This is a genomic window from Gemmatimonadota bacterium (assembly GCA_016712265.1).
Classification (GTDB): domain Bacteria; phylum Gemmatimonadota; class Gemmatimonadetes; order Gemmatimonadales; family Gemmatimonadaceae; genus RBC101.
Window position 1 is genome coordinate 1,405,534 of the sequence record JADJRJ010000028.1, and the last position, 12,652, is coordinate 1,418,185.

General features: G+C 68.1%; 10 protein-coding genes. 6 read left to right on the plus strand and 4 right to left on the minus strand.

Features of this window, described 5'->3' with window-relative positions; all coding sequences use genetic code 11:
• The first annotated feature begins 51 nt into the window (after positions 1–51).
• Together IPK85_12825 and IPK85_12830 are read left to right on the plus strand one after the other, a co-directional pair.
• A complete protein-coding gene (locus IPK85_12825; GenBank protein ID MBK8248272.1) occupies positions 52–300 on the plus strand; it encodes a zinc ribbon domain-containing protein in 249 nt (82 codons plus the stop codon).
• Between the two features lie 7 nt (positions 301–307).
• Positions 308–1,567 carry a hypothetical protein gene (locus IPK85_12830; GenBank protein MBK8248273.1) on the plus strand — a complete coding sequence of 420 codons (1,260 nt, stop codon included), beginning with the start codon at positions 308–310 and terminating at the stop codon, positions 1,565–1,567.
• Positions 1,568–1,719: 152 nt separating this feature from the next.
• On the opposite strand, the gene IPK85_12835 is transcribed toward IPK85_12830, so the two are convergent.
• From IPK85_12835 to IPK85_12845, 3 genes are read right to left on the minus strand one after another with little or no spacing between them, the layout of a single operon-like run.
• Complete coding sequence (locus IPK85_12835) at positions 1,720–3,642, minus strand: ankyrin repeat domain-containing protein (protein MBK8248274.1); 1,923 nt, start codon at positions 3,640–3,642, stop codon at positions 1,720–1,722.
• A gap of 8 nt (positions 3,643–3,650) precedes the next feature.
• Positions 3,651–5,066, minus strand: a complete 1,416-nt coding sequence (locus IPK85_12840) for a DUF1552 domain-containing protein (protein ID MBK8248275.1) — start codon at positions 5,064–5,066, stop codon at positions 3,651–3,653.
• A gap of 24 nt (positions 5,067–5,090) precedes the next feature.
• Positions 5,091–7,583 (minus strand): DUF1592 domain-containing protein, encoded by a 2,493-nt coding sequence (locus tag IPK85_12845; GenBank protein MBK8248276.1) that lies wholly within the window; start codon positions 7,581–7,583, stop codon positions 5,091–5,093.
• Positions 7,584–7,752: 169 nt separating this feature from the next.
• Here IPK85_12845 and IPK85_12850 point away from each other — a divergent pair, with 169 nt between their 5' ends.
• The 4 genes from IPK85_12850 (at position 7,753) to IPK85_12865 (ending at position 9,613) form a co-directional block, all read left to right on the plus strand.
• On the plus strand, positions 7,753–8,691 hold the full coding sequence (locus tag IPK85_12850) for a hypothetical protein (GenBank protein MBK8248277.1): 939 nt from the start codon (positions 7,753–7,755) through the stop codon (positions 8,689–8,691).
• Positions 8,675–9,046 carry a hypothetical protein gene (locus tag IPK85_12855; GenBank protein MBK8248278.1) on the plus strand — a complete coding sequence of 124 codons (372 nt, stop codon included), beginning with the start codon at positions 8,675–8,677 and terminating at the stop codon, positions 9,044–9,046. The genes IPK85_12850 and IPK85_12855 overlap by 17 nt, the downstream gene beginning before the upstream one ends.
• A gap of 163 nt (positions 9,047–9,209) precedes the next feature.
• Positions 9,210–9,416, plus strand: coding sequence for a hypothetical protein (locus IPK85_12860; protein ID MBK8248279.1), 207 nt, complete (start codon positions 9,210–9,212; stop codon positions 9,414–9,416).
• A gap of 2 nt (positions 9,417–9,418) precedes the next feature.
• Entirely contained in the window at positions 9,419–9,613 is a 195-nt protein-coding gene (locus IPK85_12865; GenBank protein MBK8248280.1) for a phosphodiester glycosidase family protein, read from the plus strand.
• 24 nt (positions 9,614–9,637) lie between these two features.
• On the opposite strand, the gene IPK85_12870 is transcribed toward IPK85_12865, so the two are convergent.
• Positions 9,638–12,643, minus strand: a complete 3,006-nt coding sequence (locus IPK85_12870) for an AAA family ATPase (GenBank protein MBK8248281.1) — start codon at positions 12,641–12,643, stop codon at positions 9,638–9,640.
• Between the last annotated feature and the right edge of the window lie 9 nt (positions 12,644–12,652).

Genomic DNA, 12,652 nt, shown 5'->3' on the forward strand with positions numbered 1-12,652 from the left:
CGGTCCTGCTGATTCGACCCGGCCGCCCCTGACCACACACTCCACGGCTCGATGCCCCTGTTCGACTATCGCTGTGTCGCCTGCGGTCACCAGTTCGAGGTCCTGGTGCTCCGTGGGAAGGAACCGGACGCCTGCGCCGCGTGTGGCGCCGCGCGGCTTGAACGGCTCTTGTCCCTGCCCGCCGTGAAGTCGGAGTCGACCCGAGCCAAGGCGATGGCTGCGGCGAAGCGGCGCGATACGGCGCAGGCCAAGGATCAGGCGCACGAGCAGCGCAAGTACGAACTCAGTCACGACGACTGAACCGTAGATGTCGACGCCTGCCGCTGCGGTCCCGCGCGGCCACTTCACGGAGATGTGTGAGGCCCTCGAGGAGGTGCTCCGTGGCCCCGCGCGCGCGGAGATCCTGGAACGGTTGACTGGCGTCGCCCGCGATCCTGCCGCGGCGTTGCGAGAGGCCATGCGTTCGCATCACTTCCGCTCGTCCCGGCCCGTGGCCCTGCGCGGTATGGTCGAGGCGCTCGACGCCGCGACCATCCGGGATGGGTTCCACGTGTTGCACACGTGGGACCCGGTCGCGCATCGCTTCCTCCCGGACAACACGCCGGCGCTCCTGCTCGGCTACCTCCAGGCCGTTCGCGGACGTGATCCTCACCGGGAACAGGCATTGCTACTCGATGCCTATTTCCTGTTCCTCCTGGTGCTCCTGGCGACGCGCGCGTGGGATACCGAGGACCCGAACGCGGCGCTGGACCAGCTCGACGGTTTACTGCAGCTCCTGCAGGGCGATCGGGGAAGCGGGCGTCCGTTCGTGCGCGGATGGCCAATGCTGATCGGACTGGCGATCGCGCAGTACCAGCCGGATGAACGGGGATTCGATCCCCTTTTGGGGAAGTTGCGCGCGCTTGATGCCGCGCACGAGCGGGCGATGGCACTGAACAACGCGGCGAACTTCGGCGCGCACCTGCGGTGGGGCTCACACTTCATGTACGAAGGCGACGTGGAGCGGATGCGCGTGGACAATGTCGTGGACTACCCATGGGTGATGCATGCGGCGGCGACGCTCACCCGCGACCTGGCGGCCGGTGACCGGTCGCCATTGCCGATTGAGGGGCTATTGCAGGTGCTGGGGGCCGACCCCGGTGTCGTCCTGATACCCGGTGAGGCGCCATCTGTCGTGGCGGCGCAGGGCGCCGAGCGTGCCGCATGCGCGGCGACGCTGCGCGAGCACCGGACGGTGCTCGCGGAGGCCTGTGTGGCGGCGCGTCCGGTGCAGGAGCGGTACTCGCCACTGGGGTTCCACTTCAACTTCCTTCACAACGTCCTCACGGCCGCCCTGGCGGTGGTCGTCGTCGATGGTGCGCCGCAGGTGCCACTGGACGACCTCCTGCATTCGCGCCCCGCGGGTTCGCGTCGTCTCGCCGACAGCCCTGACGTCTTCGCGCACCAGCTCGGCATGTACGCGGCACACCCGGACCGTCTGGGGGCGAAGCGTGCGCCGCTGATCGTCTACGACGCGTCGCTCGGGGCGTCCTGTTTGGCTCGATTGGAACATGCCCTCGCGACTTGAGGGGTATGGCCGCCGAGCGCCTCGCGCCTGGCAGGGCACGGGGCGTGCCGTGGTGGGTCCGCCTCCGCTGACGCGCGGTCGGTATCAGCCACCATGCGAAAACGGCCCCGGAGCGTATCCGGGGCCGTTTTCTGATACGTCACGGGGGTCGGTCAGCAGCTCTTGCACTTGTTGCTGTTCTTCGACCCGAGTTTCTCCAGCTTCTTGACCGTCTCGACAAACGGCGGGATGCGCTGCACGGGGCCGTTGGCCATGTCGGCGACGGTCTCTCCCTTGCGACTCACCGCCGTGATGTCGACGCCCTTGGCGACGAGGTAGTCGATCAACTCGTCGTCGCCGCGCGAGGCGGCATTGTGCAGCGCGTTGTAGCCGTTCATGTCGCGTTGGTTGGGGTCGTGGCCGAGTTCCTCCACGAGGTACTTCACGGAGGCGAGCCAGGACTCCGGGGCATGCACGTGCGAGTTTGCTGCGAACCCCTCGCCGTACCCGGCGCCCGAGGCGGCATGAATGGGATACACCCCGGGGCCGCCGATGGGCGCCGGCGGAAGTCCACTGGGATCCTTGCCTGGGGTACCGTCATCGGAGGGGGCATCCTCGGTCCGGATGCGGCCGGCCGGCTTGGTGGTCGCCACCTTGTGGTCGGCCCCATGCTTCACGAGCAGCTTCATCGCCGGGACGTCGGTGGCATAGGCCGCGCGCCAGAACGGCGTTGCCCCCTGGGTGTTCACGCCCAGCAGGTCAAAATTGTACGACATGAACCAGAGGTGTTTCGTCAACCGCGCGTTGACGTCTGCCCCCGCCTCGATCAGGTCTTCCATCAGCTGCAGGTAGGTCGTCTGCTGCTGCTTTTGGGCGGTGGGCTGCGGGTACATCGACTTCGCGGCCCACTGCACGTTCAGGGCGGTGTACAGCGGCGTCGCCCCGGCGTGGTTGGCGATCTTTGGGTCGGCCCCGCGCGTGAGCAGGGCTTTTGCGAGGTCGAAGTGGCCGTTGATAGATGCCAGCAAGAGGGCCGTCGAGGAGTCGCCGCCGGTGCGTAGGTTGATCTCGGCGCCAGCGTCCAGCAGCATCAAGGCGGCCTCGGTGTTGCCGTCGCGCGCGGCGAAGTGCAGCGGCGCCAGTCCCCCGCGGTTGCCGAGCAGGTCGGTATAGCCCAACGGACGAACGGCGCCCGTGTTCGAGGTGTCCGCCGCTGGTCGGGCGCGCACGCCGGAATCGGGCCGTGCGGCGAGAGAACGCCCGGAGTCCTGTCGGACGGCAACAGCACGCCCGGAGTCCACAGACGGGCGCGGGAGGCGCGCCGGCATCGAATCGCGCCGCGCCGCACTATCCGGACGCGCCACCACCGTCGTCGCCCCCGGTCGCTCGAACCCCGGTGCCGCTGCCGCACCCACGGCCGCCTGCGGGCGCTCCGCCTGCTTGAGCGCCGCCACTCGGCGAGCGCGTGATGTCATCGACGTGCGGTCCGTCGCTTCCCTCGCCTTCGTATTCTCCACCAGCGACAGTTGCTTCACGCTGGCACCGCGCGCCAGCAGCAGCTCAATGGCCTTGGTGCGATTGTAGGCCGCCGCCCACATCAGTGGCGTCTGCTTCCAGGCCCCTTCCGGAGCGTCGACGCTGGCCCCCTTGTCCAGGAGCGCCTTGATCGTGCCCGGGTCGCCCTGCTGGACCGCGAGGTGCAACGGACTCGCCCCCCCAGACGACGTGGGCTGGTTCACGTTCGCCCCCGCGTCGAGCAGGGCTGCTACCACCGTGGCGCGGCCGGACCGGGCCGCCAGGTGCAGCGGGGTGTAACTCCCGTTGCGCGTGATCGCGTCGAGTCGAGCGCCGGCGAAAACGAGCATGCGTGCCTGGTCCGCGAAACCGTGCTGGGCCGCCCAATGCAGCGCGGTCATCCCGTCGCCCTGCGCGGCGTTCACGTCGGCGCCCTGCTTGAGCAGGGCGCGCACGCGGGCCGTGTCGCGCTTCATCGCAGCATCGGCGAGCGGAGCCTCCGCGCTGGTCGCCGGCGCCGCGGCGCCTAACGCAAGCCAGGTGGCGCCCGCGACGACGCCCAGGCGCAGGAACGGTCGCATGCGGCGCCTCACGAGTGACCGGGCGCGACAGACGCGTCCGACGAGCGGAGGGAGAGGACGCCGGTCGAGTCACCGAAGGTCTTCATGTCGTCAAACCCGATGGCATGCATCATCGCGAGCTGGGCGTTGGCCATCGGGGTGCCATCCGCCGCCTTGATGTGACTCCCACCCTCGATCTTCCCGTTGGCATGCCCGAGCAGGATGAGCGGACAGCGGCGATGGTTGTGCAGGTTCCCGTCTGCCATCGGCGAGCCGTACATGATCACCGTCTTCTGCAGCATGTTGGCTTCCCCTTCCTGGATGTCCTTGAGCTTCTGCAGGAAGTAGGGGAGCAGGCTGACGTGGTACTTGTTGATCAGCTGGAACTCCTTCACGCCGCGTTCGTTGCCGCCGTGATGCGAGGCCGGGTGGAACGGCCGCTCGGAGCCGGACTCCGGGTAGACGCGGCTCGAGCCGTCGCGGCCCATCTTGAACGAGAAGACGCGCGTGATGTCGGCCGCAAAGGCCAGGGCCTGGATGTCGAACATCAGCTGCACATGTTCGGAGTAGGAATCCGGCACCCCGGCTGGTGCGCCCGGCAGGGCGCGCTCCTCGCCACTCGCATTGCGGGCCTCGATCCGCTGGATGCGCCGCTCCACCTCGCGAATGTCCTCGAGGTACCGATCCATCCGCGCCTTGTCGTCGGCGCCCAGGAGCGCCTTGAGGGACGACATCTCGCTCGACACGAAGTCGAGGATCGACCGCCGCGTGCGTCGCCGCGACGCACGTTCCTCGGACGAGCCACCGACGCCGAACAACTTCTCAAAGGCCACGCGCGGGTCGCGGATCACCGGCAACGGTTCGTTGGGCGATGCCCACGAGATCGAGTCGGTGTACACGCAGGCATAGCCGTACGCGCACCCGCCGGCCTGGTCGACCGGCTCAATGCAGAGCTGCATCGAAGGGATTGGCGTCTCCTGACCAAATCGCTGCGCATACATCTGGTCGAGGGAGGTGCCCACCTTGACGTCCGACCCCTCGGTTTGCTTGGGATGGCACTGCGTGAGGTACACGGCGCTGGACCGGAAGTGGTCGCCGCCGATCTCCTTGGCGGTGGTCGGCTCGGCCTCACGCACGTCCGTGTTCGAGATGATCGTGAGGTAGTCGCGCCACGGGTCGAGCGCCTGGAGCGCGGAGGGCGACAGGTCGAACTTTTTCCCAGTCGCGGCGGGTGCCCACATGTTGAGCTTGGCCCCGAGTTCGTTGGAGCCCGCCGCACCGTGCACCATTTCGATCGCGACGAACCGCGTGCGGTCGGTCGGGCCGAAGCGTGAGGCCGCGCGCCCGACGGGGATCATGGCGTCCAGGTAGGGCAGGGCCACGGTGGCACCCATGCTGCGAAGGAAGGTGCGGCGCGGCAGGGGTTGGCCAGGGACGAAACGCATGGAGGGGTCTCCGGGTGCGGTGAGTTAGTGGGAGCTGGGGGACGCGTCGGCTGCGACCGGCGCCCGTTTCATGCGGAACGCATCGGACGAGACCACGCCGATCACGAAGTCGCCGAACCGGTATCCGGTGGTTTCGGCCTCGCGCACGATCTTCCGGATGGCGGGTTGGTCGAAGTACTCGATGCGGCGCCCGGTGGCGTACGCCATCAGGTTGGCGGTGAAGTTGCGGACCACGGGGGCCGGGCGCTTGAGCAGGACCTGCTGCAGCTGCGCGGGCGTGGAGATCTCGGTGCCGTCGTAGAACGTACCCCGCGTGTCCAGGGGCGCGTCAAACTCTCGAATGCGCCAGCGGCCGGTGACGTCAAAGTTGTCGAGGGCCAGGCCGATCGGGTCGATGAAGTTGTGGCACGAGCGGCACGAGGGGTTGGCGCGGTGGATCTCCATGCGCTCGCGGGTCGTGAGCATGCGGCCCTCCTTCGCCTCGCCGGTCTTCTCGAGGTCGGGCACGTTGGGCGGTGGGGCCGGGGGGGGAGTCCCCATCAGCACCTCCATCACCCACTTGCCGCGCAGCACCGGTGACGTGCGGTTGGCGTGCGAGGTCAGCGTGAGCACACTCGCGTGTCCGAACAGTCCGCGACGACGGTCATCCGGGTAATTCACCTTCCGGAACTCCTCGCCTGTCACCCCCGGGATCCCGTAGTGGCGCGCCAGGGCCTCGTTCACGAAGGTGTAGTCGGCCGACAGCAGGTCCAGGACGCTGCGGTTCTCACGCACGATGTGCGAGAAGAACCGCTGGGTCTCCTCCTTCATCGCGGTCGCCAACTGCTCGTGAAAGTCCGGGAACTGGAGGGCGTCGGGGTGGACCTTGTCGATGTCCTGGAGTCGCAGCCATTGCGCGGCAAATCGCGCGGCGAGTGCCTCCGAGCGGGGATCCGCGAGCATGCGACGCGTCTGTGCCGCGAGGCCAGCGGGGGTGGACAACGTCCCGGCCCGGGCCGCAGCAAGCAGTTTGTCGTCAGGCGGCGTACCCCACAGGAAGAACGAGAGGCGCGTGGCGAGGTCCGCGTCGCCGACGGCATACCGGGCGCCTGGACGAGCCCCGGCGGGCAACTCCTCGAACCGGAACACGAAGTGCGGGCTCGCCAGCACCGCCTCGAGGGCGGTCCGTACGCCAAGCTCGAACCCACCTTCCTTCGCTCCTTCGTCGTAAAAAGCCAGGAGCGAGGACACGTCCTTGGACGTCACCGCGCGGCGATAGGCCCGCGTCGCGAGCTGGCTCACGATACGCTCGGCGCAGGGGCGCGCCTCGGCCGTGGTCGTCGGACGGCAGGTGAAGATCCGCTTGCGGCTCTCGGTCTCCGACACCCCGGTCGGGTTGTACGGGCCACGCACGGCCATCGAGCTCAGGTGGGCAATGTTGGTGATGCCTTGCTCCGACCCGATCTGTGTGTCCGCGATGGAGTGACCGATCTGCTTGATATTGTCGTTGACCGGACCGTCGAAGGTCTGGGTAAAGGCGGCGGCGATCCGATGGGTACCTGCCCGCACCGGGATGGCCGGTGTCTTGATGTCCATGCCATCAGGATCGGCCTGGGACATCCAGCGGTCGATGTCCAGCATGGCCACCCGTTCGCCGTCGACCGAGATTTCGATCTTTTCGTCGAACGGGGCGTCCGAGCCGTAGAGCTGGCCCGTCGGGATGGCGTGCAGCGTCACCTCGAAGACGTACTCGCCGTCCGCCGGGAAGATGTGCTGGGCGGACATCCCGCCGCGCGTGCCCATCGGGGCGCCTTCCGCGCGCACCCATTGCGAGGCCAGTCGCGGCAACTTGTACGTGGTGGTGGTGACGCTGGCCTTGGGGTCGCCGATCGCGAGGCGGGCGATCTCACTCGCTGCGTCGAGGTAGGAGTCAAGGGTGGTCGCCGACGGCATCTGCACATCGGCGATGTTGTCGAAGTTCGCGCTCTTGGTGTCGAGCGGGAGCCACTTGTCCGCCTTCACCTCAAGGGTGACCAGGTCGCGGATGGAACGCTCGTACTCGGCAATGTTGAGCCGCTGAAAGGTCTTGGTCCCCGGGTCCGGCTGCGCCGCAAAGCGCAGGTCCATGGCACGTTCGAGCGCGTCCGCAACCTGGGTGAGCGTGTCACCGGCCGGCTTGCGCGTCCCGGGCGGGGGCATCATCCCGGCGCGCAGCTTGAGGATGATCTTCTCGGCGACCTCGGGAGCGGCCGTGGCCTTCGCGACGTCAAAGGTGGCCAGCGAGAGGTCGCCGGCCTTGCGGCGCTCGCTGTGACAGCTCGCCGCACAGGACTTCTGGACGACCTCGGTCAGGGCCGCTGGAGCCAGCGCGACCGGCGCGTGCCGTCCGTCCGGCCTCGATGGGGTCGGGAGCATGTCCGAAAGCGCGTACGCGCCACCTGGCAGCCGGGCGGCGTCCGCGTGTTCCGTCGTCCACCAAACAGGGGAAAGCACCGCCAGCGATCCCGCTGCCGCCGCGAGCGCCATCATTGACCTCATTCCAGACCTCCGCCCGTCCGGGCCAGGTGATTTCGTCCCAGCCTTTATAGTGGGACCAGGGCCGCGGTCGGGCAAGGGAAGATGATGCCGGACAACGGGTTGCGCCTCGGTGAGAAAACTCGCGGTGTCCCTGCGTTACTGGCCGTCACCTTCCCTGGACCACCGTCAAATGCTCCGTCTCTCTCGCTGGGCCGTCCTGGTCATCGCCGCGATTCCATTAACGCACGCCGAGGCTCAGGGGTTGGGGCGATTGGTCAAGAAGGCCAAGGACAAGGCGGCGGACGCGGCCAAGGCGCTGGATCCGAAGAAAGTCTCAGCAGACAGCACGCGAGCCGTGCCCTCGGACTCAGTCGGCGGGGTGGTCAAGCCCGGTGGAGCGGCCCCGGGTACCGCCTCCGGCTCAGCATCGGCAGCTGTCACCGCCTCTCCGTCGCCTCGTCCGGCAGGTCCTGCCAAGCCTGCGCACACCCCCCTGGTCCTGACCGATGAGACGTATGCCCTCTTCCTGCCCGTCCTGCAGGCCGATGCGCAACGACGTCGAGCCTTGCTCGACTACCGGAAGGGCATCACGGCCTACAACGCGTGCAAACGAAAGGCGATGACCGAGCCCTCGCGTTCCCCATCGAACAAGGCCGCGCTGGCGGCGGCCGAGGCTCGTCGGGACTCCGTGCAGGAGCGGTGGAGTGTAGAGCTCAACAAGAAGCCGGGTGAGCGCGATCTCGCGAAGGTCGACCTCCTCCGAGACTCCGTGGACTACGCGCAGGAAATCGTCTTTCAGCACACCATGCCCGCGGTTCTCATGTGCGGCACTCGCCCCTTCCGCCAGCCCGGCTTCATGTCCGACGGTACACCGAACGGGGATTCCTTCCGGGTGCCAAAGCCGGATCCAGTGCTACCGGCCGGGATGTCGTGGAAGCAGTACGGGCTGCTGCGCGAGCGGGTCGGGATCTGGGTGGTGAGCCAGGGAAAGGCCGGGGCTCCGCTGCTGGACGCCGCCGAGGTGGCGCTCCTCAAGGCGCACGAGACCGAGTTGATGCCATACGCCGACTACTTCTCGATGAAGGCGATGGAATACCTCAACTGGGGCGACGTTGCGAACTGGCGCTAGGGGAACGCTCGCGCTGGGGATCCAACTCCTGTGCGCGACCGCCCAGGCGCAGGAGGCCATGGAGGTGCGCGTTGATGGGCAGTGGCAGCGGCTCTGGCAGGCCGCGGCAGCTCCGGCACGTTGGGTGGGGTGGCCCCCGTCGTGGGCCAGGGCTCTCGCGTGGGAGGACGCGGGGGCCGGGGTGGAGCGGGGGCGCCTCGACCTTCGGACGGCAGGCCGGGCGCGTCATGTCCGCGTGCACCTGGTTCGGGTGGACCCAGCCCGGGTGCGGCTGTCCCTGCACACCAACGTGGGCGATGAGGGGCTGCTGCCTGGCATGTCGAGGCCGCCCCGGGTGGCGCGGTGCTCGCGGTGAATGGTGGTCAGTTCGTGGACGACCGGCCGTGGGGTTGGCTGGTCCACCGCGGGCGGGAGCTCCAGTCGCCGGGCACGGGGAGCCTTGCGATGGCGCTCGCCGTGGATTCGGCGGGAGGCGTCCACCTGCTGGGCCCGTCCGAGATCGAGGGGTGGCGGGGGAGGTGCGCGAGGCACTGCAGTCCTACCCGATGCTCCTGGACCAGGGTGGACGGGTGCCGGAGGCGGTCCTTGGCCTGGCGCCGGGGCTCGACGTCGGCCATCGCGACACCCGACTTGCCGTCGGGCTGCAACGGGACGGCAAGGTGCTCTTTGCACTCACCCGCGTCGTCGTGTTCGGGCACGAGCTGGGGCCGTCTCCCTGGGGCTGACCGTGGGCGAGACGGCGGCGCTCATGGGCGCCGTTGGGGCCGATCGGGCGATGATGCTCGATGGTGGGTTGTCCAGCCAGCTGCTCGCGCGTTCTGCCGCGGGGAGCTCGGACGTCTTCCGTGGGCTGCGTCGCGTCCCGCTTGGGATCGTTGGGGTCAGCGTCATGGAGGGTCATCCGCGACCTGGCCATCCCTGACACCAAATCGAGGTCTTGCCGGCATCACGGCATCCGGACCTCAATCGATAGGACGGCGACCGCGATTGGCGCTGGCGCCAATCCGCCGTCTCCGTGCTCGATAGTGTTACGGCGGACTTGGACGCTGATCTTCCCGGAGGAACGGACCAACTGGAGTTGCTCGACCGCGCGTTCCACAAGTTCGTTCCCGTCATCCCACCGGGGTGTGCCGATCACCCAGTTGGTAAGGGACATGATCCAGGAGCATGCCGGCTCGGCGTCGTGGGCGAAGATGAGGTAATAGACCCCAGGGGCTGAGGGGGCGCGCAGCGCAGCCGAATCGAGGCTGACCCGTCGCATGAGGTCCCGTGCCGGTGTGGCGAGAGGAACGACCGTCCAGTAGCCCTGCGCCGCGGGTTCCCACGAACGCGCCGCGCAGAGCGTGACGGAGGCCGCCACCCACGGGGAGCGGTAAGCGAGTTCGAGCCAGCCAGAGAGGTCTGCGCCCGGGCGCACGCTGATGATCGGGTCCTCCGGCCTCACGGCTTGCCCGCCAACGATTCCGCCAACGATGCGAAGCTGTGTCTGCAGGCCCGCCCCCACCTCAAGCACTTCGGTTCGCACCGACCGAAAACCGGGGCTGAAGAATTCGAGGACGTAGCGGCCATCCTGCGAGACGCCTAGTTCGGAAAACTGGGCTCGGCCGCCTAGCACTGGCCGCGTCGTGGGACCCAGGAGGTCGCCCGGCCCCTCGACCTTTTGCACGCGAACGCTGTCTGGCACGCCTGGGGCCCAGCGCCCGCGCATCCCTCGCAGCTCCACTGTGGGCGCAGGGGTTAGCGGGTTCGTAGGCAAGGGCTCGACCACGAGGGCCAGCGAAGGCTCCTCCTGACTCCATGCGGCCCAGGTTAATACACTGACTGCGAGGCACGCGACGAGCGACCAAAGGAGCCTGGTGCGACCGGCGCGACGGAAAAGCGAGTTTCGGCGCAATACCCGCCCGATGACGGGGTCCCGTGGGTCAAGGCAGAGGAGCTCCGCTGCGATGTGCCGCAGCGGACGAGGGTCGCGGCGGCTCCGCGCGAGCAAGGCGATGGTGGTCCCCACGCTTGCCAGAAGTTCCGCGTTGGCGTTGTGACGTGCATGACGAAAGGCGTGTCGCAACGCCCCAACGTCATCGGCGGCACGGCCCAACCAAGCCCGCGCCAGGGCGGAGTGGTCATTCGCCGGGTCGCCATCCCCTTCGAGCGCGGCCTCGCTGATGAGGTCATGGGCCACCTCGCAGTCCCCCCCGTCACAGGTGATCATGCCGTGATCGACCAGGACGTCGAGGTCGCGCGCCACGTCAGCAAGCGGCGTCGTGAGGGAATCCGCGAGGAGGTCACGCTTAAGTGGTGTGCCGGCTCGCGCGAGCATGCGGAGGACGCGCCGCGCCGTCGGAGGCAGCGCGGCCACCACCCGCCGGGTACCTGATCCGGTGTGCGCCAAGGCATCGCAGGCCCGTGGGTCACGAACCTCCCATACCTCCTCAACGATCGCAATGGTGTTGGTCTTCAGCAGATCCTGGAGCACGGCGAGGATTTCCTGCGGCACGCCTCCGCTTCCGGTGGCGACGGCATCCACAAGGACCGAAGCGGCGGGTGTCTTCGGAAGTGCGGCGATGTTCCCCAGCGCCATCTCAACGTCCGAACGTGAAAGTCCCGCCAACACCACTGGCGATACTGACAGGCCGGACACCTCACGCCCGTGGGGCCGCGACCCAAGGACACAGAGGAGAGATCGCGTCGGCTCAAGTCGTTCCAAGGCGATCTGCAAGCACCAGATCGAGGCCTCGTCTCCCCAGTGCCAATCGTCAATCAGGAGGGCCAGCGGTGCCTCCTGCACCACGGCGTCCAACAAGCCAAACGTGGCCGTGCTCCGACGGCGCGTTTCCTCGCCCACGCCGCGCGACGCAGCCGCGTGGGGAAACCGGTCCTGAAGTGCGGGCGCGAGGGCAATCAGATCCGGCACGACATGAGGATCGACCGCGGCACTTCCGGCACTCTGTCCCAATGCCTGCACCACGTCGGCGAGCAGTGACCACTCCAACTCCCGCTCTCCACTGCGTGCACGAACGCCGATGACGCGTGCTCCCTCGGCCCTCAACCTTCCCCGCAACTCGCCAAGCAAGCGTGACTTGCCGACGCCCGCGATCCCGCGGAGATCCACGATGCTCTTGTGCCCGGTCGCGGCGCGTTGCCAAAGCGCAAGCAGCGAGGCGAATTCCGTCTGACGACCGACTAGTTCGAGCGTGAGGCCCACGCCTTGTCGTTGACGTGTCGGCTGTGGGCCCGGCAGCCGTCGCAAGAGGGCGACGGTCGCAGCCTCTGGATCCCGACCCTCCGCAGCGAGGAATTGGCGCAGCGCCTCCTGTTCGGACGCAACGGCAAGCCAATCCCCCGCGGCCCCAAGGGTCTGAAGCAGCAACCGCCACGACGGCTCGCGGTCCGGATCTTCGTCGCGCATTCGGCGCGCCAGGTGAACGGCTTCCGCGGGTCGTCCGCGACGGTGTGCCTCGCGCACGAGTTCCTCCGTCGCGCGCAGGAAGGCCGCGCGGAGCCGCTCGCGCTCCCATCCTGCCCATTCTTCAAAGCGTCGGGTCCCAGGCTGGGCGAACGATCCCAGAAACGGCCCTGCATACAGGTGAACGACAGACGCGGCGTCTCCGCGATCGATCGCGTCGGAAAGGGTACCTCGGTCGGATGTGACGCTCTGGCCGAGTCGGATGGCCTCCTCCGTCGCGTCGAGCGCGAGATGCCCAAAACGGCGGCGGGTCGCGTAGACCAGCTGCCGCAGTGCGTTCCGTGCGTGCGTCGGATCCTTGTCGGACCACAGCATGTCCAGGAGTTCGTCGCGCGAGGCCGCTCGCGCACGCGCGCCATCGAGGTAGGCCAGCAACGCGAGCACCTTGCCCCCGTCATAGCGCGTCACGTCGGCGGGGCCGCGAAGTTCAATCGCGGCCCCGCCGAGGGTGATGAGGTGAACGGTGTTTCCTGACGTGTGCTTTTTCACCGTTCGCCG